This window comes from Sphingomonas sp. DC5200-1, assembly GCF_049897245.1.
In the GTDB taxonomy this organism is placed as follows: domain Bacteria; phylum Pseudomonadota; class Alphaproteobacteria; order Sphingomonadales; family Sphingomonadaceae; genus Sphingomonas; species Sphingomonas aquatilis.
Genome location: NZ_JAFCVW010000001.1, coordinates 203172 through 226828 on the forward strand (window position 1 = coordinate 203172; position 23657 = coordinate 226828).

23 protein-coding genes are annotated in these 23657 nt (G+C 66.9%); 13 read left to right on the forward strand and 10 right to left on the reverse strand.

Annotation, left to right across the window (positions count from 1 at the left end):
- Nucleotides 1-18: 18 nt before the first annotated feature.
- Together ACP7A3_RS00990 and ACP7A3_RS00995 are read right to left on the reverse strand one after the other, a co-directional pair.
- Nucleotides 19-471 carry an NfeD family protein gene (locus ACP7A3_RS00990; RefSeq protein WP_426254643.1) on the reverse strand — a complete coding sequence of 151 codons (453 nt, stop codon included), beginning with the start codon at nucleotides 469-471 and terminating at the stop codon, nucleotides 19-21.
- On the reverse strand, nucleotides 468-1439 hold the full coding sequence (locus ACP7A3_RS00995) for an SPFH domain-containing protein (RefSeq protein ID WP_426254644.1): 972 nt from the start codon (nucleotides 1437-1439) through the stop codon (nucleotides 468-470). Before ACP7A3_RS00995 ends, ACP7A3_RS00990 begins: the two co-directional genes overlap by 4 nt.
- 150 nt (nucleotides 1440-1589) lie before the next feature.
- Between ACP7A3_RS00995 and guaB the strand changes: the two genes are divergently transcribed.
- The 3 genes from guaB to ACP7A3_RS01010 are packed head-to-tail and all read left to right on the forward strand — an operon-like array spanning nucleotide 1590 to nucleotide 4752.
- Nucleotides 1590-3047, forward strand: a complete 1458-nt coding sequence (guaB, locus tag ACP7A3_RS01000) for an IMP dehydrogenase (protein ID WP_017978852.1) — start codon at nucleotides 1590-1592, stop codon at nucleotides 3045-3047.
- Nucleotides 3048-4220 (forward strand): RsmB/NOP family class I SAM-dependent RNA methyltransferase, encoded by a 1173-nt coding sequence (locus tag ACP7A3_RS01005; protein ID WP_426254645.1) that lies wholly within the window; start codon nucleotides 3048-3050, stop codon nucleotides 4218-4220.
- A 31-nt stretch (nucleotides 4221-4251) separates the two neighbouring features.
- On the forward strand, nucleotides 4252-4752 hold the full coding sequence (locus ACP7A3_RS01010) for a tetratricopeptide repeat protein (protein WP_020486501.1): 501 nt from the start codon (nucleotides 4252-4254) through the stop codon (nucleotides 4750-4752).
- Here ACP7A3_RS01010 and rsmA read toward each other — a convergent pair.
- The 4 genes from rsmA to ACP7A3_RS01030 all read right to left on the reverse strand — a co-directional run bounded on the left by rsmA (nucleotide 4749) and on the right by ACP7A3_RS01030 (nucleotide 10300).
- A complete protein-coding gene (gene rsmA, locus ACP7A3_RS01015) occupies nucleotides 4749-5603 on the reverse strand; it encodes a 16S rRNA (adenine(1518)-N(6)/adenine(1519)-N(6))-dimethyltransferase RsmA (RefSeq protein WP_426254646.1) in 855 nt (284 codons plus the stop codon). The two genes, ACP7A3_RS01010 and rsmA, sit on opposite strands and share 4 nt — an antisense overlap.
- A complete protein-coding gene (pdxA, locus tag ACP7A3_RS01020) occupies nucleotides 5600-6595 on the reverse strand; it encodes a 4-hydroxythreonine-4-phosphate dehydrogenase PdxA (protein ID WP_426254647.1) in 996 nt (331 codons plus the stop codon). Before pdxA ends, rsmA begins: the two co-directional genes overlap by 4 nt.
- 1 nt (nucleotide 6596) lies before the next feature.
- Nucleotides 6597-7964, reverse strand: a complete 1368-nt coding sequence (locus ACP7A3_RS01025) for a peptidylprolyl isomerase (protein WP_063689291.1) — start codon at nucleotides 7962-7964, stop codon at nucleotides 6597-6599.
- A gap of 83 nt (nucleotides 7965-8047) precedes the next feature.
- Nucleotides 8048-10300 carry an LPS-assembly protein LptD gene (locus ACP7A3_RS01030; protein ID WP_426254648.1) on the reverse strand — a complete coding sequence of 751 codons (2253 nt, stop codon included), beginning with the start codon at nucleotides 10298-10300 and terminating at the stop codon, nucleotides 8048-8050.
- Between the two features lie 161 nt (nucleotides 10301-10461).
- Here ACP7A3_RS01030 and ACP7A3_RS01035 point away from each other — a divergent pair, with 161 nt between their 5' ends.
- The 4 genes from ACP7A3_RS01035 (at nucleotide 10462) to ACP7A3_RS01050 (ending at nucleotide 13459) form a co-directional block, all read left to right on the forward strand.
- Nucleotides 10462-11934: a leucyl aminopeptidase gene (locus ACP7A3_RS01035; RefSeq protein WP_426254649.1), complete on the forward strand. Its 1473-nt coding sequence runs from the start codon at nucleotides 10462-10464 to the stop codon at nucleotides 11932-11934.
- Nucleotides 11935-11987: 53 nt separating this feature from the next.
- Entirely contained in the window at nucleotides 11988-12428 is a 441-nt protein-coding gene (locus tag ACP7A3_RS01040) for a DNA polymerase III subunit chi (protein WP_426254650.1), read from the forward strand.
- 87 nt (nucleotides 12429-12515) lie between these two features.
- On the forward strand, nucleotides 12516-12938 hold the full coding sequence (ndk, locus tag ACP7A3_RS01045) for a nucleoside-diphosphate kinase (RefSeq protein ID WP_017978843.1): 423 nt from the start codon (nucleotides 12516-12518) through the stop codon (nucleotides 12936-12938).
- Complete coding sequence (locus ACP7A3_RS01050) at nucleotides 12938-13459, forward strand: GNAT family N-acetyltransferase (RefSeq protein ID WP_426254651.1); 522 nt, start codon at nucleotides 12938-12940, stop codon at nucleotides 13457-13459. Before ndk ends, ACP7A3_RS01050 begins: the two co-directional genes overlap by 1 nt.
- Before the next feature lie 39 nt (nucleotides 13460-13498).
- Here the strand turns inward: ACP7A3_RS01050 and ACP7A3_RS01055 are convergent, their stop codons facing one another.
- A complete protein-coding gene (locus ACP7A3_RS01055; protein WP_017978841.1) occupies nucleotides 13499-14128 on the reverse strand; it encodes a carbonic anhydrase in 630 nt (209 codons plus the stop codon).
- 142 nt (nucleotides 14129-14270) lie between these two features.
- On the opposite strand from ACP7A3_RS01055, the gene lipA reads away from it, so the two are divergent.
- A complete protein-coding gene (gene lipA / locus ACP7A3_RS01060) occupies nucleotides 14271-15194 on the forward strand; it encodes a lipoyl synthase (RefSeq protein WP_017978840.1) in 924 nt (307 codons plus the stop codon).
- On the forward strand, nucleotides 15187-15645 hold the full coding sequence (locus ACP7A3_RS01065) for a type II toxin-antitoxin system RatA family toxin (RefSeq protein WP_017978839.1): 459 nt from the start codon (nucleotides 15187-15189) through the stop codon (nucleotides 15643-15645). Before lipA ends, ACP7A3_RS01065 begins: the two co-directional genes overlap by 8 nt.
- On the opposite strand, the gene ACP7A3_RS01070 is transcribed toward ACP7A3_RS01065, so the two are convergent.
- Genes ACP7A3_RS01070 through ACP7A3_RS01080 form a run of 3 tightly spaced genes read right to left on the reverse strand, consistent with a single transcriptional unit; the run spans nucleotide 15606 to nucleotide 17748 of the window.
- Nucleotides 15606-16109 carry a CinA family protein gene (locus ACP7A3_RS01070; protein ID WP_426254652.1) on the reverse strand — a complete coding sequence of 168 codons (504 nt, stop codon included), beginning with the start codon at nucleotides 16107-16109 and terminating at the stop codon, nucleotides 15606-15608. The two genes, ACP7A3_RS01065 and ACP7A3_RS01070, sit on opposite strands and share 40 nt — an antisense overlap.
- A complete protein-coding gene (locus ACP7A3_RS01075; RefSeq protein ID WP_147035911.1) occupies nucleotides 16106-16627 on the reverse strand; it encodes a hypothetical protein in 522 nt (173 codons plus the stop codon). Before ACP7A3_RS01075 ends, ACP7A3_RS01070 begins: the two co-directional genes overlap by 4 nt.
- Nucleotides 16624-17748 (reverse strand): bifunctional 2-C-methyl-D-erythritol 4-phosphate cytidylyltransferase/2-C-methyl-D-erythritol 2,4-cyclodiphosphate synthase, encoded by a 1125-nt coding sequence (locus tag ACP7A3_RS01080; protein WP_426254653.1) that lies wholly within the window; start codon nucleotides 17746-17748, stop codon nucleotides 16624-16626. Before ACP7A3_RS01080 ends, ACP7A3_RS01075 begins: the two co-directional genes overlap by 4 nt.
- 81 nt (nucleotides 17749-17829) lie before the next feature.
- Between ACP7A3_RS01080 and dusB the strand changes: the two genes are divergently transcribed.
- The 4 genes from dusB to ACP7A3_RS01100 all read left to right on the forward strand — a co-directional run bounded on the left by dusB (nucleotide 17830) and on the right by ACP7A3_RS01100 (nucleotide 23652).
- Nucleotides 17830-18846, forward strand: a complete 1017-nt coding sequence (gene dusB, locus ACP7A3_RS01085) for a tRNA dihydrouridine synthase DusB (protein WP_426254654.1) — start codon at nucleotides 17830-17832, stop codon at nucleotides 18844-18846.
- A 7-nt stretch (nucleotides 18847-18853) separates the two neighbouring features.
- Complete coding sequence (locus tag ACP7A3_RS01090; protein WP_426254655.1) at nucleotides 18854-19897, forward strand: two-component system sensor histidine kinase NtrB; 1044 nt, start codon at nucleotides 18854-18856, stop codon at nucleotides 19895-19897.
- Complete coding sequence (gene ntrC / locus ACP7A3_RS01095; protein WP_426254656.1) at nucleotides 19894-21309, forward strand: nitrogen regulation protein NR(I); 1416 nt, start codon at nucleotides 19894-19896, stop codon at nucleotides 21307-21309. The genes ACP7A3_RS01090 and ntrC overlap by 4 nt, the downstream gene beginning before the upstream one ends.
- 105 nt (nucleotides 21310-21414) lie before the next feature.
- Nucleotides 21415-23652 carry a sensor histidine kinase gene (locus ACP7A3_RS01100; protein ID WP_426254657.1) on the forward strand — a complete coding sequence of 746 codons (2238 nt, stop codon included), beginning with the start codon at nucleotides 21415-21417 and terminating at the stop codon, nucleotides 23650-23652.
- The last annotated feature ends 5 nt before the right edge of the window (nucleotides 23653-23657 follow it).

Below are 23657 nucleotides of genomic sequence, written 5' to 3' on the forward strand. Positions count from 1 at the left end.
TGGCGCGATGAACGTCGGTCAGTCGCCCGCCTGTTCGACGGTAACCATGCCGCCGTCGACCGCGACGATCCGGACGCGATCCCCCACCGCCGCATGCTGCCCTCTCGCCGGCCAGCTGCCATCGCCGATCCGCACCCGGCCACCGGCCTTGCCGATCGCCACGTCGACCAGTACGAATTCGCCGATCAGGCGCGCCGCCCGGTCGTTCAGCTTGGGGTCGCTGCTCGATACGGGAAAGTCCCGATACCAGCGCCGACCGACCAGCACCGCGATGACGCTCCAGACGGCGAAGGCCGCGATCTGGGCGGGCGGCGGCAGATCCGGCACCACCAGCACGACCGCGCCGACGACCGCTGCGGCCGCCGCCAGAAAGATCGCGAACACGCCCGGGATCAGCAGTTCCGCAATGCCCAGCGCCAGCGCGGCGATAAGCCACGCGCCGCCGGCCCCGCCGATCGTGTCGAGCGTCACGCCTGCGGCAATTCGAACGGCCCGCGCTTTGGTTCGGGCTTGGCCGCGGTAGGGGCAGGGGATTTCGACAGCGCATCCTTCGCCAGTTCGCCGATGCCGCCCAGCGTGCCGATCAGCTGCGTCGCTTCCACCGGAAACAGGATCGTCTTGGCGTTGGGACTGGTCGCGAACTTGCCGACCGCCTCGACATATTTCTGCGCGACGAAATAGTTGATTGCCTGCGTCCCGCCTTGTTCGATCGCCTCCGACACGACGCGCGTCGCTTTCGCCTCGGCCTCTGCGGCGCGTTCGCGCGCTTCGGAATCGCGATAGGCCGACTCGCGCCGTCCCTCGGCTTCGAGGATCCGCGCCTGCTTCTGGCCTTCCGCCCGCAGGATCTCCGATGCGCGCGTGCCTTCGGCCTCCAGGATGTTGGCGCGCTTCTCGCGTTCGGCCTTCATCTGCCGGCCCATAGCCGCGACGATATCGGCCGGCGGGCGGATGTCCTTGATCTCGACGCGGGTGATCTTGACCCCCCAGGGCACCGTCGCATGATCGACCACCGACAGCAGTCGCGCGTTGATCTCGTCGCGTTTCGACAGCGTTTCGTCGAGGTCCATCGACCCCATCACGGTGCGCAGGTTGGTCGTCGTCAGCTGCAGCAGCGCGGTATAGAGGTTCGAAACCTCATAGGCCGCCTTGGCCGCGTCGAGCACCTGGAAGAAGACGACGCCGTCGGTCGAGATGATCGCATTGTCCTTGGTGATGATCTCCTGACCCGGAATGTCGATCACCTGCTCCATCATGTTCATCTTGCGCCCGACCCGATAGAAGAAGGCGGGGTAGAAGTTGAAGCCCGGGCTCGCCGTGGTCGTGTAACGCCCGAAATGTTCGATCGTATATTGATAGCCTTGGCGGACGATCTTGATGCTCGTCATCAGGTAGAACAGCACCAGGACGAGGGCGAAGGCGGCGATCGTGATGGCCATCGGTGTCGTATCCCCTTGCCGCGCGAATCTGCCCCGCGCTGTCGTGCGACGATAGCACAGTCCGTCGGCCATGCACGGCCCTCTAGCGCTTCTGCTGCACTGCGGTTACATGGCCCGCCACTTACTCCCCTCCCGCGAGGACATGGCACCTTGGATATCCGGCTCGGTCTCACCTTCGACGACGTATTGCTCGTACCGGGCGAGTCGGACATCCTGCCGAGCACCGCGGATACGCGCACGCAGCTGACGCGCGGCATCGCGCTCAACATCCCGATCCTCTCGTCCGCCATGGATACCGTGACGGAGGCCGACATGGCGATCGTCATGGCACAGCTGGGCGGGATCGGCGTGCTCCACCGCAATCTGTCGATCGAGGAACAGGTCGCTGCGGTGCGGCAGGTCAAGCGCTTCGAATCGGGCATGGTCGTCAACCCGATCACCATCGCCCCCACCGCGACGCTCGCCGAAGCGCAGGCGCTGATGGCGCATCACCGGATCAGCGGCATCCCGGTCGTCGAGCGCGACGGCAAGCTCGTCGGCATCCTGACCAACCGCGACGTGCGCTTCGCCGGCAATCCGAAGCAGCCCGTCGCCGAGCTGATGACGCATGAGAATCTCGCCACCGTCACCACCGACGTCGGGCAGGAAGAGGCGCGCCGCCTGCTCCACCAGCGCCGGATCGAGAAGCTGCTGGTCGTCGACGACGCCTATCGGTGCGTCGGTCTGATCACGGTGAAGGACATCGAAAAGGCGGTGACCTATCCCTCGGCGACAAAGGATGCCGCCGGTCGCCTGCGCGTCGCCTCCGCGACGACGGTCGGCGACAAGGGCTTCGAGCGGACCGAGGCGCTGGTCGACGCCGAATGCGATCTGATCGTCATCGACACCGCGCACGGCCATAACCGCGACGTCGCGCGCGCGGTCGAGCGGGTGAAGAAGCTCAGCAATTCGGTGCAGGTCGTCGCCGGCAACGTCGCGACCGGCGAAGCCACGCGCGCGCTGATCGATGCGGGGGCGGACGGGATCAAGGTCGGTATCGGCCCGGGCTCGATCTGCACCACGCGCGTCGTCGCCGGCGTGGGTGTGCCGCAGCTCACCGCCGTGATGGACTGCGCCGAGGCGGCGGCGAAGGCGGGCGTGCCGGTGATTGCGGATGGTGGCCTGCGCACTTCGGGCGACCTTGCCAAGGCGCTTGCCGCGGGCGCGTCGACCTGCATGGTGGGCTCCTTGCTCGCGGGCACCGAGGAAGCACCGGGCGAGACCTTCCTGTACCAGGGGCGCGCCTACAAATCCTACCGCGGCATGGGCTCGGTCGGCGCGATGGGCCGCGGCTCCGCCGATCGCTATTTCCAGGGCGACATCAAGGATCAGATGAAGCTGGTGCCAGAGGGCATCGAGGGGCAGGTCGCCTATAAGGGCCCGGCGAAGGACGTGATCCACCAGCTGGTCGGCGGCATCAAGGCGGCGATGGGCTATACCGGTTCGGCCACGATCCCCGACCTCCAGACGCGTGCCCAGTTCGTCCAGATCACCGGCGCGGGCCTGAAGGAAAGCCACGTCCACGACGTCACGATCACGCGCGAAGCGCCCAATTATCCGACTCGCTAAGTGACGCCCGCCGCCCGCACCCAGGCCGCGATCGAGTTGCTCGATGCGGTGATCGACGCCGCGCGCAGCGGCGGCGCGGCGGCGGACACGTTGATCGCGCGCTATTTCGCGACGCGCCGCTATGCGGGATCCAAGGACCGGCGCGCCGTACGTGACCTCGTCTATGCCGCGATCCGGCGAGCAGGGGACGTCCCGGTATCCGGCCGCGCCGCCATGCTGTCGGTCGCGGTAAGCGACGCCGCGGTCGCCGCGACGTTCGATGGCTCCGCGCACGGTCCGGCCCCGATCGCCGCGGACGAACCGATGGCCGCGAGCGGTGTCATGCCCTCGTGGCTCGCGGCCGCCTTATCAGCGTCCGGCGTCTCACCGGATCAGCAAGCCGCCCTCATCGACCGAGCGCCCCTGGACGTGCGCGTCAATCGCCTGTTCGTTGATCCGGCATCGATCGCTCAAGCTTTGGGTGGCGAACCGATCCCTGGCGTGCCCGATGCGCTTCGCCTGCCGACCGGCACCAACGTCGATGCCTATGCCGGCCAGATCGAGGTCCAGGATGCCGGCAGCCAGATCGTCAGCCTTGCCGCTCATGCGCAGCCCGGCGAGCGTATCGTCGACCTGTGCGCCGGCGGTGGTGGCAAGACGCTGGCGCTCGCCGCAGCGATGCGGAACGAGGGCCACATCCTCGCCACCGATATCGACCGGGTGCGGTTGTCCCGTCTGGCACCGCGGGCCGAAAAGGCCGGCGTGACGATCGTCGAAACCCGCCTGCTCGATCCCAAGCGCGAGGCGGTAGCGCTGACCGATTGGGCGGGTACGGCCGACACGGTGCTGATCGATGCCCCCTGTTCGGGCACCGGAACCTGGCGCCGCAACCCCGAGGCGCGGTGGCGGCTCACCGCCGACCGGCTCGCGCGTTTCGCCGAGCAGCAGCGTCATGTGCTGGATGTCGGGGCGGCGCTCGTCCGACCCGGCGGGGCATTGGTCTATATCGTCTGCTCGCTGCTCGATGCCGAAGGCGCCGGGCAGGTGGAGGCGTTCCTCGCCGATCATTCGGACTGGCGCGCCGAACCGCTCGACCTGCCGGCGGGCAGCCCGCGCGGCGCCGGTCGGCGGCTCGATCCGGCAAGCCATGGCACCGACGGATTTTTTGTCGCGCGGCTGATCCGCGCCTGCTAGTCCTCGGGGCGTGCCCCCCGTGGAGACCTTCATGCGCGTTACGTCCGTCGCCCTTGCCGCTGCGCTGACCCTCGTCTGCGTGTCCACTTCGCTCAGCGGCCAGCGTCCCGACGACCAGATCGACGCGCGGTCGTTGCAATTGCTCAGCGAAGGACGTTCCGCCAAAGCTGCCGGGAATCTCGACCAGGCGACCGACCTGCTCGAAACCGCCCTCGCGGTCGATCCGCGCAACCGTCAGGCGTTCATCACGCTGGCGCAAGTCGCCGAAACGCGTGGTCTGCCCGGCAAGGCGATCCGCCTGTATCGCGAGGCGCTGACGCTCGAGCCCAACGATGTCGCCGCGTTGCGCGGTCAGGGCGAGGCGCTGGTGATGAAGGGCGCCGTCGCGGTCGCGAAGGGCAACCTCGCCAAGATCCGCACGCTCTGCAAGGGCGCCTGCCCGGAGGCCAACGAACTCGCCGCCGTCATCGCCAAGGGCCCGCCGGTGACGACCGCTCAGAACGACGCGAAGCCGGCGACCGCCAAGCCCTAAGCGCCGGCGCCGACCTCCCGCGCGAGGGCAACGAACTCCGCGACGCTGACCGTTTCCGCCCGCCGGGTGGCGTCCAGACCGAGCCGCTCGAGCGCGGCGAGCGCGCCCGGCACGCCCTTCAGGCTTTGGCGCAACATCTTCCGGCGCTGGCCGAAGGCCGCCGCCGTTACCCGCTCCAGCACCCGGACATCGACGCCGTCCGGCGCGTCGCCGGGCACGATATGGACGACGGCCGACATCACCTTGGGCGGTGGGGTGAAGGCCGAGCGATGCACCGGCATCGCGATCCGCGCGGTCGAGCGCCACTGGCTCAGCACCGCGAGCCGGCCATAGGCATCGTCCCCGGCGTCGGCGACGATCCGGTCCGCGACCTCCTTCTGGAACATCAGCGTGCAGGACTGCCACCACGGCTGCCAGTCGCTGGTCAGCCAGCCGACCAATAGCGCGGTGCCAACGTTATAGGGCAGGTTCGAGACGATATGCGGTCGCCCGGCGAACAGCGTCGGCGCATCGATTTCCAGCGCGTCGCCCTCGATGACGCGCAATTTGCCCGGATAGGCTTCCCCGAGCTCGGCCAGCGCAGGAATACAGCGCCGGTCACGCTCGATCGCGGTCACCTGTGCGCCCGCGGCGAGCAGCGCTCGCGTCAGGCCGCCGGGACCGGGCCCGACCTCCAGCACCTCGGCGCCCGCAAGCGGACCCGGCACTGCCGCGATGCGGGCGAGCAACTGCCCATCGAACAGGAAATTCTGCCCCAGCGCCTTGCTGGCGCTCAAACCGTGCCGGGCGATGACGTCGCGCAAGGGGGGGAGGGCCGGCGCAGGCGCACCGGTCGCAGGGGCATCGCTCATGCCCGAGCGCGCCGGTCCGCCGCCTGCCCCGCCATCGCGATCGCCGCGATCATCGCACCGGGATGCGCCCGGTCGCTGCCCGCCAGATTGAACGCGGTGCCGTGATCGGGCGAGGTCCGCACGATCGGCAGGCCCAGCGTCATATTGACGCCTTCGTCGAAATGGAGCGTCTTGATCGGCACCAGCGCCTGATCGTGATAGCAGCACAGGGCCGCATCATAATGTTTGCGTGCGCGGGCATGGAACAGCGTGTCGGCCGCGAACGGCCCGGTGGCGTCGATGCCCTCGGCGCGGAGCTGCGCGATCGCAGGCTCCAGAATGTCGATCTCCTCGCGTCCGATCGTCCCGCTCTCGCCCGCATGCGGATTGAGGCCGGCAAAGGCCAGGCGCGGCGCAGCGATGCCGAAGTCGCGCCGCAGGGCGGTCGCGGTCGTCCGCGCTTTCGTCACGAGCAGATCGACCGATAGCAGCGACGGCACCGCCGCCAGCGGCACATGCGCGGTCAGCGGCACGACGCGCAGCGACGGCCCCGCCAGCATCATCACCGCATCCTCGGCCGCCACGCCGCAGCGTTCGGCGACGAATTCGGTCTGCCCCGGCTGGTTGAAGCCGATGCCGTAGAGTTGCGCCTTGGAGACCGGTCCCGTGACCAAGGCCTTCGCTGCGCCACGCTGTGCGAGCGCGATCGCGCATTCCAGCGCGCTCAGCGCGGCCCGCGCGCCGGAAATCGTGGCCGTGCCTGGCACCACGTCTCCGGCGGACTCGACCGCCAAAACCGGAAGCGCCCGATCGAACACGACGGGCGCCTCGGCGATGTCGTCGATCACTTCGATCGGGCCATCCCACACACGCGCGACGGCACCGGCGTCGCCGACCATCGCAAAGGGCGGCAGGCTGCGCAGCGTGCGCACCACCCAGCTCTTGGCGATGATCTCCGGGCCGACCCCCGCGGGGTCGCCCATCGCAATCGCCAGCGCCGCCCCGCCCGTCATATCAACGATACTCGATGACCGCGTCACGACGCAGGTCGCGCAGCTTGCTCTGCGCGCGCAGGTTGACGCGCTGCTGCTCCAGCTGGCCCTGGATCTGTGCGGCGCCCGGCACCACGGAGGCCTGCGGATCGTCACGACCGCACAGCACCAGTGCACGCACGCCCTCGGTCGGCGAACCGAACGGCGGGGTCGCCTGACCGACCTGCATCTTCAGCAAAATTTCCTGCAGCGGCGCGGGCAGGTCGCGGATGCGGATCGAATCGTTGTCGACCACTTCGGCGCCGATGCCAGCAGCAATCTTTTCCACGGTGCCGCAGCCCTGGATCGACTGGACCGTCTTGGCGAAGGTCGCGGCGCGTGCCGAGGCCTGCGCCTGCGTCGTGCCCGCCGGGAAGGCGACGGTCAGCTGCTTCAGGCTGAGCTTCGCATCGCGCGGGTCGGCCGCACCGATCGTCCGCTTGTCGGTAAGGTACAGGATCGAGAAGCCGCCCGGCGTTTCGATCGGGCCGGCGATCTGGCCGACCTGCATCTGCTGCGTTGCTTCGGCGAGCGGCTGCGGCAGCGTGACGAGGCGGATCCAGCCGAGATCGCCACCGACGCCGCGCGTCGACGCTTCGGAATAGTTGCGCGCGAACAGTTCGAAGGGCTGCTGCGCCTTCTGGATTTCGCCGATGATCTGCTTGGCTTTGGCGAACACCTGCGCGCGATTCGCGTCATTGGCGCTCAGGTAGATTTCTTTGAGGTTATATTCCTCGGTGCCGCGCGATGCCTCGATCCGCTTCTGGATCGCCGACACTTCTTCGTCGCCGACGTTGACGAACGGCTCGATCTTGCGGCGCAGGTAACGGCTCCACGCCAATTCGCCCTCGATCGCACGACGCAGCGAGCGTTCGGACGAGCCCGCCTTGCGCAACGCGACGCGCAGCTGCGGCACGGTCATATTGAACCTTTTGGCAAGGCCCGCCTCGCTCTGGTCGAGCTCGGCCTGCGTCACGGTGATCTCGGCGCTCTTCGCCTCCTGGATTTCCAGCGTCTCGTCGATCAGCTGGCGCAGAATCTGGAGCTTGAACTCGTCGATCTGGTCGGGCGGGGGCGTGCGGCCGCCATTGTTGAAGACGGTCAGCGCCAGGCGCTGGTCGACGTCGGTGCCGGTGATGACCGTGTCGTTGACGATCGCGGTCGGCTTGCGGATGTTGGGGTCGAGCTTGCCGAAGATCTGCAGGTTCGCGGGGATGTTCAGGTTCGTGTCGGGCACCTGCTGGTCGGCGACCGTCTGCGCGATCGCGCCGGTGCTGAAAGCGGCCAGCGCGGTCCAGCCGAGCAGGCGCACGGCCTTGCCGCGGAGATTGCGTCGAATGTTGTGCGTCACGTCGTTCCGTTACCCCAAAAAGCGCGGGCGCGCCGCAGCACGGCCTTGCGGCCCGTCTTGCCCCGTCGCAGCTGAACTTCGGCTTAGCGGCCGAGGTTGGTCAATGCCAGCGTCAACAGGAAGCTGTTGCCCGAGCGGGCGTCGCCCGTATCCTGATAATCGCGGCGCCACGTCGCCCCCAGCCGGATGCAATCGTCCTCGTACTGCACGCCAATACGGTGGCGGATCGGATCGAATCCGTCGGACAGCGACAACGGGTCTTCATTGCGGTCGGTCAGATCGATGACGGTCGATCCGAACGCCGACCAGAAGCGTGCGAACTGGACGCGGCCGGCAAGGCGCAATTCTTCGCGGTCCTGCAAGTCCTCGATCTCGGGGAAGATATTGCGGTTGAGCCGCAGATAGCCCGCCATGACATAGGTGGAGCGCGACCCGATCGTCGCATCCACTTCGTTGCGGCGCACGGCCAGCCCGTCCTTGTCCAGGCGGTAACGATGCGTGATCGACACGAAATCGCGGATGCGCAGCGTCGTGCGGCCGACGATGTCGGAAAAGCGATCCGACAGGCCCGTGCCGCTCGGCAGGATCGTCGGCCGTTCCGACAGGCGATAGCTCTGGCCGATCACCGCATCCAGCGTCGCGCCGGGCAGCGCGACGGACCATTCCGCGCCATAGGTCGCGCGGCTGCTGTCCTCGAACCGGTCGTACCCGGCGAAGCGATTGAGCGCGAACAGGTTCGAATCCTCGAGGTCGACGGCGCGCGCATCCTCGTTCGGCACAGCGAGGTTCGCGATCCGCGGCGCGCCGACGATCTGCACCCGCGGCGTCAGGCGCTGCGTGCCGCCCAGGAAGCTGCCGACGAACGGCCACTTCACATCCAGCGCCACCGCACCGATCGCGCGCGTCTGGAACCCTTCCAGCCCGCGATAGCTCGCGACGCTGGTCAGCTGCGTGTCCTGCGTGTTGTACGCGTCGAGCCGGGCATAGCCGGTCAGCGTCACTTCCTGGCCCCAATTGGTCAGCCGACGAAGGTCCCACTGGCCCGCGACGAACGCGCGCTGCGTATCCTGCCCGGCCGTGCGGGTGAGGGCGAGCGTGTTGGCCTGCAGCTGCAAGCGCCCGCCGGCAAGATCCATCCGCTTGCGGAAATCGAGCTCGGGGAGCGCGATCGGCTGCGTCCCCTGCGGATCGTTGACGCGCATCGACTGCACGTACCAGCCGGTCAGCGCGAAATAGGTATTGGGGTCGATCCGCTCCAGCGACGCCGTCGTGCGCAGCCGGTCGTCGCGCGAGATGTTGTAGCGGCGCAGGAACGTGCGGTCGCTCGCCAGGCGCACCGAACCGCTGACGCTCCAATAGGGCGACAGCTGATAGCGGGCGACGCCATCGATATAGCCGCGCAAGGCCCGCTCGGTATCGGTCGGGGTGATCGTGACCAGATCGTCGCTGCGCCGGCTTTCGGTGCCATAGGCGGTGATGCGGAAGGCGCCGTTGGTGCCCAGCGCCTCATATTGCGCCTCCATCATCGGCAAGACGGCCGAGAAGACGTGCGGCGTCAGCGTCAGCCCTTTGTTAGGCGCGAGCCGGAAATAATAAGGCGCCACCAGTTCGAGGCCGTTGACCCGATCGAGCTGGAAATCGGGCGCCAGCAGGCCGCTTTCCGCCTTGCCGCCGATCGGCAGCGAGAAGGCGGGCAGGGGAAGCGCGGGCAGGCCGAACAGATGGAATTGCCCGCCGCCGAAATACACGCGCTCGCGATCCGGGCGATAGGTGATGCGGATCGCCGTGATCTTCCACGACGGCTCCTTGGGGCACCCTTGCGGATTGGTGACCGTGCAGGGGGTATACGCCGCCTTGTCGAGCTGGAGCGTGCCGTCGGCGTAGCGCTGCCCGCGCTCGGCCGCCATGCGCCCGCCCTGTTCCAGCACGACGAGCATATTCTCGACGACGCCGTCCTTCATCGAATCGGTCAGCTCGATCGAATCGCCGTAGGCGACGTCACCTTCCGGATTGGTGACCGCGATATTGCCGGTGGCGACGACACGCCCGGTCTTGCGGTTCCACACCACCTTGTCGGCGCGCAGCCGATCGCCCTGCCGGAACATCCGCACGTCGGTCAGCGCGGTGACGATATCGGTGTTCGTATCATATTCCAGGCTGCCGGCGCTGAACTGCACCTGTTCGGCATCGTTGGGCTTGGCGGCAGGCGCAGACAGAGCCGGATCGCTGGAGGATGGCGGCGCGACGGGGCGGCTCTGCAGGTCCTGCGCATGCGCCGATCCGGCGAACAGGGTCGCGGCGAGCGCACAGCCGGCCAGTAGGTCGAAACGCAACACGATGATCCCGGCACCCTTTTCCGTACACCGCGGCCTCGCCCTGATCGACGCCGCACGTCTGCCGCCTATCGCACCCCTGATGTGCACCTGCAATCGTTGTGCTTCACCGCCTGCGATCCTAGATCGGGCATCAGTCATAGTCGTTGTCGGAAAGTCCAAAGATGCAGATCGCCTTCACCTCCACTGCGCCGAGCGCGCCCGCTATCCTGGCGCTTCCAATCGACAAGGATGCTGTCGGTCGCGGGCAATGGGGCGGTCTGGGGGAAGCTCATCGCGCGATCGCCGATGCCGCGGCCAAGGCGGCACGGTTCGATGGCGAGGCGGGCGCGATCGTCGAACTGTTCGTCGCGGATGACGGTCAGGCGAAGCAGCTGCTACTGGTCGGCGTCGGGTCCGGTGACGAAGCCGGCTGGAGCAAGGCGGGCGGCGCGCTGGTCGCGCGGTTGCTGACCTCGGGCGCGACCGAATTGGTCGCCGACCTGAACGGCGCGGACGCCACCCCGCAGGCGGCCGCGCGTTTCGCCGCCGCCGCCGCCCAGCGCGCATGGCGCTACGATCATTATCGCACCAAGCTGACCGACAAGCAGAAGGTGAGCCTGACCACGCTGACGATCGCCGGGGCACCCGACGGCACCGATGCCGCATGGGCGGCGCAGGACGCCGTGACGCAGGGCCTCGAACTCACCCGCAACCTCGTCGCCGCGCCGCCCAACATCCTCTACCCCGAAACCTTCGTCGAGCAGGTCCGCGAATCGGTCGAGGGACTGGGCCTCGAGATCGTCGTCCTCGGCGAGGACGAGATGCGCGAACACGGCATGGGTGCGTTGCTCGGTGTCAGCCAGGGGTCGGTGCGCGACGCACGCATCCTCGCGCTCAAGTGGAACGGCGCAGGGGAGGGCGATCCCACGCTCGCGCTGGTCGGCAAGGGCGTGACGTTCGACACCGGCGGCATCTCGCTGAAGCCCGGCGCGGGCATGGAAGACATGAAGTGGGACATGGGCGGCGCCGGTGCGGTCGCGGGCACGATGAAGGCGCTCGCCGCGCGCGAGGCCAAGGTCAACGTCGTCGGCGTGATGGGCCTCGTCGAGAACATGCCCGATGGCAACGCGCAGCGCCCCGGTGACGTCGTGACCTCCATGTCCGGCCAGACGATCGAGATCCTCAACACCGATGCCGAAGGGCGACTGGTGCTGTGCGATGCGATCACCTGGACGCAGCAGACGTTCCGGCCGAAGACCATCATCGATCTCGCCACGCTGACCGGCGCGATGATCGTCAGCCTGGGCAACGAATATGGCGGCCTGTTCTCCAACGACGACGGCCTCGCCGACAAGCTGCTCGCCGCCGGCACCGCGACCGGCGACAAATTGTGGCGTTTCCCGCTGTCGGACACGTACAACAAGCTGATCGATTCCCCGATCGCCGACATGAAGAACGTCGGCCCGCGCGGCGCCGGTTCGATCACCGCGGCGCAGTTCATCCAGCGCTTCGTCGATGAGGGCGTGCAATGGGCGCACCTCGACATCGCCGGCATGGTGTGGAGCGACAAGGCCGCCGCGACATACGACAAGGGCGCGACGGGCTATGGCGTGAAGCTGCTCGACCGCCTCGTCGCGGAGCATTTCGAAGGATAAACCTAAGCGATGCGGGGGTGGAGCCATGCCCTTCGGCAGGCTACACCCCCGGCATGCAGGTCGACTTCTACCACCTCACCGCGACGCCCCTCGACCGCGCACTGCCGCAGATCGCCGCGAAGGTGGTGGAAAGCGGCGCGCGTCTGCTGATCGTCAGCGCGCGCGACGAGCAGCGGGCCGATCTCGACCGCCTGCTGTGGACCTACCGCCCCGACAGCTTCCTGCCGCACGCGCAGGCGGGGGCAGGGGACGACAGCGTACAGCCGGTACTGCTCGCGCCCGCGGTCACGCCGACGAACGATGCTCGCCACGTCGCGCTGGTCGACGGCCAGTGGCGCGACGAGGCACTGGCCTTCGATCGCGCCTTCCACTTCTTCGAGGACGAACACATCGTCGCCGCGCGGGAGGCGTGGCGCGCGCTGGGCGGCCGCGACGGGGTGGAGCGGCGCTATTGGAAACAGTCCGATGCCGGCCGTTGGGAACAGGCCGCCTGAACCCGAAGCGGTTGCAAAGCCGCTGCCCCGCGACTAGGGCGGCGCCACTTTCAAATCCCTCCCAAATCACAGGAGCCCGTGACCATCATGGCCGCGACCCGTACCTTTTCGATCATCAAGCCCGATGCCACCCGCCGCAACCTGACCGGCGCGGTCACCAAGATGCTGGAAGACGCCGGTCTGCGCGTCGTCGCGTCGAAGCGTATCCACATGACCCGCGAGCAGGCCGAGGGCTTCTATGCGGTCCATAAGGAGCGCCCCTTCTTCAACGATCTGGTCGAGTTCATGATCTCGGGTCCGGTTGTCGTGCAGGTGCTTGAGGGCGAGAACGCGATGCAGCGTAACCGCGACATCATGGGCGCGACGAACCCGGCGAATGCCGAGGCCGGCACGATCCGCAAGGAGCTCGCCGAGTCGATCGAGGCGAACACGGTGCACGGCTCGGATTCGGACGAAAACGCCGAAATCGAGATCGCCTACTTCTTCAAGCCCGAAGAGATCGTCGGCTGATGACCGACTGGCGGCTGCGGCGTGCGTCCGTCGAGGATGCGCCCGCGGCCGCTTTGGTTGCCGGCGCCAGCTTCCTGGCGACCTTCGCCGGCATCCTCGATGGCGCCGACATCATCGCGCATGTTGCGAAAAACAGCGCGCCTGCGACCTTTGCCGCATGGATCGGCGATCCCGGCAGCGTCGTCACGCTTGCCGAACATCCGGTTGGCGCCGCCCCTGTCGGCTATAGCGTCCTGACCACGCCCGACCTGCCGGTCGCTACGCACGGCAGCGATATCGAGCTGCGCCGCATTTACACTTTGCCACTTGCCCAAGGCACCGGCCTTGGTCGCGCCCTCATGCAACGGGCCGTCGCTGACGCCATCGCGATGGGCAAAACACGCCTGTTGCTCGGCGTGTTGGGCCGCAACGCCCGTGCGCGCGCTTTTTACGAACGGCAAGGCTTTGAGGTCGTCGGCGTGCGCCAATATCGCGTCGGCAGCGCCCTGTGCGATGACGTGATCTACGCGCGTCCACTGTAAGCCCCCTCCCGATCCTGTCGGGAGAGGGCTCATTCGGGCTCAGGCCGGCGCGAACACGCCGTCGTCGTCCATCACGTGCAGCACGCCGTCGGCGATCGCGAAATAGGCGCCGCGCAGCTTCAGCGTGCCCTGCGCCTCGCGCTTCGCCACGAAGGGGAAGGTGCGGAGGTTGTTCAGGCTGACGCGCACCGCCTCATGCTCCATTTCGCGCGAAGCGTCCGGGCCGTCGCCATGCTTCGCGATCACCCGCTCGCGCGCCGCATCCAGCATCCCGACCCAGTCGGAGATGAACTTGCCCTCGCCGGCCTTCGCATCCTCGAAGCCATGGGTCAGCGCCGCCTTGCAGCCGCCGCACGACGCATGGCCCATCACGAGCACCTCGGGCACTTCGAGCTGCGTCACCGCAAACTCCAGCGCTGCGGACACGCCGTGATAGCCGCCACCGACCTCATAGGGCGGCACCAGGTTGGCGACGTTGCGCACCACGAAGATTTCGCCGGGCGACGTGTCGAAAATCTGCGACGGATCGACGCGGCTATCCGAACAGGCGATCACCATCACCTTCGGGCTCTGGCCATCCTTCAGTTCGTCCCAGCGCTCGCGCTGTTCCGACCAGCCGGTGTCGCGAAACCGATGATAGCCACCAATCATGTCGGAAAAGTCGGTCATTGTGCCTCCGTTATGGTCTAGGTCCGGTTCGGCGGGGATAACGCGTTTGCGGCCGACTGGTGCCCGCCCGGGTACGTCAGCAAAGCAACGTCACAATCGAGCGATGGTTGTTCCATCCGCCCGACATCGCTATCTCGCCCGAATGAACGAGATGACTCCGGTGGCCCGCCCCGAACGCCAGCGCAAGCCCGACTGGATCCGCGTGAAAGCGCCGACCAGCGCCGGCTTCGCCGCGACGCGTGAACTGATGCGGTCCAAGAGCCTGACGACCGTCTGCGAAGAGGCCGCCTGCCCGAACATCGGCGAATGCTGGTCGAAGAAGCATGCGACCGTCATGATCCTCGGCGATACCTGCACGCGCGCCTGTGCCTTCTGCAACGTGAAGACCGGCATGCCGCGCGCTGTCGACCCGATGGAACCGAACAACGTCGCCGACGCGGCTGCGCAGATGGGCCTCGAACATATCGTCGTCACCTCGGTCGATCGCGACGATCTGCCCGATGGCGGCGCGAAGCAATTCGTGAAGGTGATCGAGGCGATCCGCCGCGCCAATCCGAAGACGACGATCGAAATCCTCACGCCCGACTTCCGCAACAAGCACGAAGCTGCGGTCGAGGCGATCGTCGCCGCGCGGCCGGACGTCTACAATCACAATCTCGAAACCGTGCCGCGGCTGTATCCGACGATCCGGCCGGGTGCGCGCTATTATGCGTCGATCCGGCTCTTGGAGAGCGTCAAGAAGCTCGACCCGTCGATCTTTACCAAGTCGGGCGTCATGCTGGGGCTGGGCGAAGAACGGCTCGAGGTGCATCAGGTGATGGACGACATGCGCTCGGCCGACATCGATTTCCTCACCATGGGCCAGTATCTCCAGCCGACGCCGCGCCATGCGAAGGTCGCCGAATTCGTCACGCCCAAGGCGTTCGACAGCTATGCCGCGATCGCCCGGGCCAAGGGCTTCCTGCTCGTCGCGTCCTCGCCTTTGACCCGCTCCAGCTATCACGCCGGCGACGATTTCGCGAAGATGCGTGCCGCGCGTGAGGCCAAGCTCGCCGTCCATGCCTAAACATTCGGAAACGCGGCATCTGCCGTATTCGGCCGAGCAGATGTTCGACATGGTCGCCGACGTGAAGCGCTATCCGGAGTTCCTGCCCTGGGTCAGCGCGATGCGCGTACGCCAGGACAGCGACACCGCGACGCTCGCCGACATGATCGTCGGTTTCAAGGGCCTGCGCGAAACCTTCACGTCGAAGGTCGAAAAGCAGCGCCCGGGCAGCATCCACGTCGAGTATATCGACGGGCCGCTGAAGTATTTGCACAACGACTGGCGCTTCCGGCCGGAGGAGGGCGGCTGCGCGGTCGATTTCAGCGTCGACTTCCAGTTCAAGAACCGGATGTTCGAGATGCTGGCGGGGCAGGTCTTCGGCGTCGCGCTCAGGAAGATGATCGGCGCGTTCGAAGACCGCGCCCGCGTCCTTTACGGCAGCAGCAGTTCCAGCGCGACCAGCGCCGCCTGAAGGCGGATTCCTCCGCGGCCCAGGTCGCCGAACTGCTTGCGGTCGGCGTGGACGTCGGCAGGATCTCCGCCCCGTTCCGCGCGGGCGAAGACGACCGTGCCGACGGGCTTCTTCTCCGATCCGCCACCGGGACCGGCGATGCCGGTGATCGCAACCGCGACATCGGCGTCGCTATTGGCGAGCGCACCCTGTGCCATGCTCCAGGCGACGGCAATCGACACCGCGCCAAATGTTTCGAGCACGTCGGAATTGACCTTCAGCAGGCGCATCTTGGCTTCGTTCGAATAGGTGACGAAGCCAGCGCCGAAGACGTCGGACGAACCGGGAATTTCGGTCAATGCCGCCGCGACGAGCCCGCCGGTGCAGCTTTCGGCCAGCGCCACGGTCCGTCCGGCGGCGCGGTTCGCTTCCACGACACGGCGTGCGGCATTGATCAGTTCGACGGGGAGCAGGCTGTCCATCATCGCGCCTCCGAACACAGCGGCAGGTCGGGCACGTTGATCGCCTTGCCCTTCGCCTTTTCCGCCTTGAAGTAGCGCAAGGTCGTCACGATGACACCCGCGGTGTTCTGCGGGGGAAGGGGGGCGAGCTGCGTCACGAAGCGGTCGATCGTCCCGCAATCGGCGGGGTTGATCCGGCCGACCAGCAACGGCGCCAGCGCCGCCGTCAACAGCGGCCGGGCGAATTCGGATTGCAGCAGCGAATCGATCATCGGATCGGACAGTTTGACGATCGCGGCACGGGCGTTGGGCCATGCCCGATCCGCGGCGGACTGATAGCGCGCCAAAAAGTCGCTGTCCGTCCGCCGGATCAGGCTGGTTGCGGGCAGGCGCGTCGCACACACGATGCCGGTCTGCTGGATGATATCGGGCAAGGCGACCAGCGTCATCGCCTCCGCCTCGGGCGTGGTGATGCAGCGGCTCTGCGCTTCTGCAGGCGCGGCCGCGAGCAGGGCTGTGACGGCGAGCAGCGCAGTCTTCATCGCGGCAGGCTCACGGTTGCCACCGCCTGCGCGGCAATGCCCTCACCGCGGCCGGTAAAGCCCAGCCGTTCCGTCGTCGTCGCCTTGATGCTGACGCGGTCTTCGGACAGCCCGAGCAGCGCGCCGATGCGCGTGCGCATGGCCTCGCGGTGCGGGCCGATCTTCGGAACCTCGCAGATCAGCGTCAGGTCGACGAAGTCGATGCGACCGCCCTTGTCGGCGATCAACGTGGCGGCATGTTGCAGGAATTGCGCGGAGTCGGCGCCCTTCCACTGCGGGTCGCTCGGCGGGAAGTGCGTGCCGATGTCGCCCGCCGCGATCGTGCCCAGCAGCGCGTCGGTCAGCGCGTGCAGGCCGACGTCGGCATCGCTATGCCCTGACAAACCCTTGTCGTGCGGGATGAGCACGCCGCCCAGCCACAATTCCTCGCCCGCTTCCAGCCGATGAACATCGAAACCGGACGCGCTCCGCGTCTCCCAGGCGATTTTGGCTTCGGCCGCGGCGAAGTCCTGCGGATGCGTCACTTTGTCGAGCATCGCATCGCCCTGCACCAAAGCGACGCTCCCGCCAAGCCGCTGCACCATCTGCGCATCGTCGGTCGCTTCTTCGTCGGCCGGCCATCCGGCATGGGCGGCGCGGAGCGCGGGCAGGCGAAAGCCCTGCGGCGTCTGCACACGGAACAGCCCGTCGCGCGCGACGACCGAACCGTCGCGGACCAGCGTGTCCGCAACGGCAAGGCCGGGGATCGCGCCCTCATCGGTATCGAGCGCGGCCAATATGCGGTCAATCACTTGCGCCGGTACGAAGGGCCGTGCCGCATCGTGGACCAGCACCCTGTCGGCCTCGACCCCTGCTAGCCCGCGCGCGACCGACTCGCGCCGCGTTGCCCCGCCGACGATCGTACGCACCGGACCAAGCGCGGCGGCCGCCAGTGGCTCCGCCCCCGCGGCAATCACCACCACCACCTCGTCCACCGCCGGGTGGCCGGCAAAGGCGGCATAGGCGTGCGCCAGCAAGGCCTTGCCGCCGACGCGGGCATATTGTTTCGGGATGGCACCACCGGCGCGCGAGCCGCTACCCGCCGCCACGATCAGCGCGACCGTCCGCTGCTTGTGTATCATTGCCGCCGCCTAGCGCAGACCTGCCATGCTTGCCAGAGCGGGCATAGGACGGTAAGGACTGCCCGTTTTTCAGGCAGATTTATGGCCCATCTCACGCCCATTCAGATCGGTCCCATCCGGATCGAGCAGCCCGTCGTGCTGGCGCCGATGACTGGCGTCACCGACATGCCGTTCCGCAAGCTCGTGCGCCGCTATGGCTCCGGTCTCAACGTCACCGAAATGATCGCGAGCCAGGCAGCGATCCGCGAGACGCGGCAGTCGCTGCAGAAGGCCGCGTGGCACCTGTCGGAAGAGCCGGTCTCGATGCAGCTCGTCGGCTGCACCCCGTACGAAATGGGCGAGGCGGCGAAGCTCGCGGAAGATCGCGGTGCGGCGATCATCGACATCAACATGGGCTGCCCGGTCCGCAAGGTGACCAACGGCGACGCCGGCTCGGCGCTGATGCGCGACCTGAAACTCGCCGCGGCCCTGATCGATTCCGTGGTAAAAGCAGTAAAAGCCCCGGTGACATTGAAGATGCGCATGGGCTGGTGCCACGACAGCCTCAACGCGCCCGAACTGTCGCGGATCGCGCAAGATCTTGGGGTGAAGCTCATCACCGTCCACGGGCGCACCCGCAACCAGATGTACAAGGGATCGGCGGACTGGCGCTTCATCCGTTCGGTCAAGGACGCGATCGACCTGCCGGTGATCGCAAACGGTGACATCTGCACGATCGACGATGCGGTGGACGCCCTCGATCAGTCCGGCGCCGATGGCGTCATGATCGGCCGTGGCGCCTATGGGCGGCCGTGGATACTCGGGCAGGTGATGCACTATTTCGCGACCGGCGAACGGCTTCCCGACCCGTCGCTCGACGAACAATATCGCGTCATCGTCGAGCACTACGATGCCATGCTCGACCATTATGGCGAGATGACCGGCGTCAACATGGCGCGCAAGCACATCGGTTGGTACACCAAGGGGCTCACCGGATCGGCCGAGTTCCGCAACGCCGTGAACCAGGAGCCGAGCGCCGCGAAGGTAAAGGCGATGCTTGCCGATTTCTACGCGCCATACCGTGATCAGCCCCCTGCGGCCGTCCGCCAGGCCGCCTGATAGGATTGTGACGGACCGTCCGGGCTTTGCCGAGCTGTTCGCGGCGCTGCCTGTCGCCGTGCTCGTCATCGATGGGGAAGACCGCATCCAGCATGGGAATGCCCAAGCGGAGCTGCTGCTTAATTTGTCCGAACGGGTGATGCGCGGGCAGCCGCTATCGGCGATCCTGCCACGCCCTCCGGCTGGCGATCGGCAGGCGGGGCACGGCTTTGCCGTCTACGACACCGAGATCGCGACGCCGCACGGTCCCAAGATCCGTGTTGACTTTTCTGAGGCGCAGCTCGCCGATTATCCCGGCTGGCGGGCCATCACGCTGCACAGCGTCGCCGGCACGCGCAGCGTCGGCCAGCTTGGCGGACGCGGGGCCAGCGCCCGCGCGGCGAGCGGCGCTGCGGCGATGCTGGCGCATGAGATCAAGAACCCGCTGTCCGGCATCCGTGGCGCTGCGCAATTGCTCGATGCCGGCGAACTGACCACGCTGATCGTGACCGAGGTCGACCGGATCGCGGCACTGATCGATCGTATGCAGGATTTCAGCGACACGCGCCCGCTGCCGATTCAGTCGGAGAATATCTATCCGCTGATCGGCCATGCCCGCCGGCTGGCGCTCGCCGGTTTTGCCCGCGGCGTGTCGATGGAGGAGCGGTTCGATCCCTCGCTGCCGCATGCCGCGATCAATCGCGATGCCTTGCTGCAGATTTTGATCAACCTGCTCAAGAACGCCGCGGAGGCGACGCGGACCGTCGCCGATCCCCGCATTGTCATCACCACCGCCTATCGCCATGGTATGTCGGTGGCGTCGACGCGGGGCGGCCCGCGCGTGCCCTTGCCGATCGAGATCTGCGTGACCGACAATGGCCCCGGGGCCCCTGCCGACATCGCGGAATATCTCTTCGATCCGTTCATCTCGGGCCGGCCGGAGGGGCAGGGGCTTGGCCTCGCGCTGGTAGACAAGCTGATGCGCGACATGGGCGGGATCGTTCAATATGCCCGTGAAGGACTGCCCGAGATGACGACCCTGCGCCTCCTGCTGCCACGGGCCGCCCAGTGAGCCGCGTTCTGGTCGTCGACGACGACGCTGCGATCCGCACCGTCGTCGCCCAGGCGTTGCGCCGCGCCGGACACGACGTCCAGACGGCGGAGACTTTGTCGCAGGCCGATCGCGCGCTCGCGCAGCGGCTGCCGGACGTGCTGATCACCGACGTGGTGCTGCCCGACGGCGATGGCATCGTTCATGTGGCGGAGGTCAATGCGCGCCACCCTGATCTGCCGATCATCATCCTGTCAGCACAGAATACGCTGACGACGGCGGTGCGCGCGAACGAGGTTGGCGCATACGAGTATCTCCCCAAGCCTTTTGATCTCGACGATCTCACCCGCGCCGTCGCCGGTGCGCTGGTCCGCCACGCGGCAATGCCGCCGCAAGGGGAGGGGGAGGATCCCGCGCTCCCCCTGATCGGCCGCTCGCCGGCGATGCAGGACGTCTACCGGGTCATCGCCCGTGTCGTCGCCACGGACCTGACCGTGCTGATCTCGGGCGAATCGGGCACGGGCAAGGAACTGGTCGCGCGCGCGATCCACGATCTCGGGCGACGCCGGGGGGCGCCGTTCGTCGCGATCAACATGGCCGCGATCCCGCGCGAGTTGATCGAGGCGGAGTTGTTCGGGCACGAACGTGGCGCCTTCACCGGCGCGGGCCAGCGCAACGCCGGCCGCTTCGAACAGGCCGCGGGCGGCACGCTGTTCCTCGACGAGATCGGCGACATGCCGATGGACGCGCAGACGCGTTTGCTTCGGGTGCTGCAGTCGGGCGAGTTCACGACGGTCGGCGGCGCGCGGACGATGCGGGCAGACGTGCGCGTCGTGGCTGCCACCAATCGCGACCTCGCGCAGCAGGTCGCCTCGGGCCAATTCCGCGAAGACCTGTTCTATCGCCTGAACGTCGTCCCGATCGTGCTGCCCGCGCTGCGTGACCGGCGACAGGACATTCCGTTGCTCGCCCGCCACTTCCTCGATAGTGCCGCCGCCCAGGGTTTGCCGCGTCGCCAGCTCCAGCCGGAGGCGGAAGCCGCGCTCGCGGCTTATGACTGGCCGGGCAACGTCCGCGAACTCGAAAACCTGATGCGCCGGCTCGCGGTGCTGGCGCGGGATGAGCTGATCGATCCGGCGACGATCCGCGATATGATCGGTGTGCCGGGCGCCCAGATGGATTTGCCCGACGCGGGAATCGCCGAGGCGGTGCGTCACCTGATCGAACGCATCGCCCGTGAGCGCCCCGGCGCCTTGGACGATGGCACCTTGTACGACCGCGTCATCGGAGAGGTGGAACGCCCCTTGATCGAAGCGATGCTGGCCCGACACGGCGGCAATCAGCTACGCGCGGCGCGGGCGCTGGGTCTCAACCGCAATACGCTGCGCAAGCGTCTGGATACGCTTGGGATCAGCGCGAAAGGTGACGACTGACGCATAGCGGTTGAGCGGCGCGCTTGATCGTACTGTGGCCCCAAACCACCGCAATCGACAATTATGTGGTTTCCGTGCAACAATCCGCGTTGTACGGAGGGACGAATGCACGCGGCCCCCACGCCCGATTTGAATGACATGCTACCGGTTCGCCGCCGGCGGATTACGCCCGCGGTCGAAGCGCTGGTGCTGGCGATTGCGTTGGCGATCGCCGTCGCGACCTATCTCGTGTTGACGGGTGGGGCATCCGACACACGCGTAATTTCGCCTCCGTTGGTCGCGTTGCTACTCGTCGCCAATTTGGTGTCCGGCACGACGTTGATGATGCTGATCGGGCGGCGGATCGCGAGGCGGCGCGCCGTGCAGTCCCAGATTGGCGGCAACGGGCAACTGCACGTACGATTGGTCGCTTTGTTTTCGCTCGTCGCAGCGGTGCCGCTGGTGCTGGTGAATATCTTTGCGTCGCTGCTGTTCCAATACGGTGTCGAGTTTTGGTATTCGGACCGCGCTCGCGGGATGTTGGAGAATTCGACCGCACTTCTCCAGATCAATTATTATCAGGAGCTGGACCGCATCGCTGCCGAAGCGACTGCGATGCGCGTAGACCTTGCAGGGTATTTTCGAGAATATCCGATCAATAGTGAAACGTTTGCGAAGGCGCTCGTCTTTCAGCTGAAACAGCGCAACATGTCCGAAATGGCAATCTTCGTAAAAGGTGATCCCGTTCCGATTGCCTTCGTCAATCCGTACGAACGGCGGCTGGATCGTGTCGTGACCCCGGGCATGATCAGGAAGATCGATTCCGGTACGCCGAGCGTTGTTATTCAAGCTAAGGATCGCGCCGCACTGTTGATGCCGTTAAAATACGGCAAGGGTGCCTATCTTTACGTGGCGCGCGTTTTTGACCCCGGGGTGGTCGAGCAATGGAAGCGCGGCGAGAAACTCGTTGCCGACTACCGGGATATGCAATCGCGTTCGCGGGCATTGCAGTTGCGGTTCAACTCCGCATTGCTGGGCATTTCGTTGCTGATTGTGGCTCTTGCGGTGTGGATCGCGCTGGCCGTTGCCGACCGTCTCGTTCGTCCGCTGGGCGAGCTTGTAGGTGCGGCGCGACGTGTCGCGGACGGTGATCTGTCGACACGCGTACCCGATCCCCGCACCTTGGATGAGGTCGGCACGCTGGCCAATGCGTTCAACCGAATGACCGGGCGGCTGCAGGAGCAAAATCGCGCGTTGGTCACCGCAAACGATCAGCTCGACAGCCGCCGCGCCTTGATCGAGGCGGTGATGGCCGGCGTGTCGGCCGGGGTGATCGCCTCAGGCGAAGACGGCACGATCCGGATCGCCAACAATTCGGCGTCCGAACTGATCGGCACAGGCATCGACAGCGTCGTCGGGCAGCCGCTGGCCCTCATCGCGCCCGAACTCGCCGATCTGGTGGCGAGTGGCCAACGCGAGGCGATCGTTCAGGTCGTGCGCGGCGGCGAGACGCGGACGCTCGCCGTCCGGATCGCGCGGACCGATGCGGGGCCGATCCTGACCTTCGACGATATCACACAGCAGTTGCTCGATCAGCGCCGCGCGGCGTGGTCGGACGTTGCGCGCCGCATCGCGCACGAGATCAAGAATCCGCTGACCCCGATCCAGCTCGCTGCCGAGCGTTTGCAACGCCGCTACGGCAGCAAGATCGATCCCGCGGATACTACCTTCGCGCGGTTGACCGAAACGATCGTCCGGCAGGTCGGCGACCTCAGACGGATGGTCGACGAATTTTCGTCCTTCGCGCGCATGCCGAAGCCGGTGTTCCGCGAGGAATCGCTCGTCGACATCGCTCGCCAGGCGCTATTCCTGCACGAGGTCGCGCATCCCGCGATCCGCTTCGCGCTCGACCACGATTTTCCCGCCCCGCAGCTCGTCTGCGACCGGCACCAGCTTGGTCGCGCCTTCACCAACATCGTCAAGAACGCCGTCGAGGCGATTGAGAGCAAGGGGGATGGCGGTGGCGCTGTCAGCATGGGTATCCATGACGATGGTACGACGATCGTCGTCGAGGTCGCGGACACGGGCGTCGGCCTGCCGCCGGATCGCGATCGGATCGTCGAACCCTATATGACGACCCGCGCCCGCGGCACGGGCCTGGGCCTCGCGATCGTCAAGAAGATCGTCGAGGACCATTTCGGCACCATGGCCTTTGCCGATCGCGACGGCGGCGGCACCGTGGTGCGCATGACATTCGATGCCGCGGCCCTCGCGGCGCTCGATCAGGGGGCAGCCCCACCCGAACCGGTCACCGAACATGACGGTGCCGGCCAGCTTGCTGCACTCACACGCAATCGGAATTAGAGATT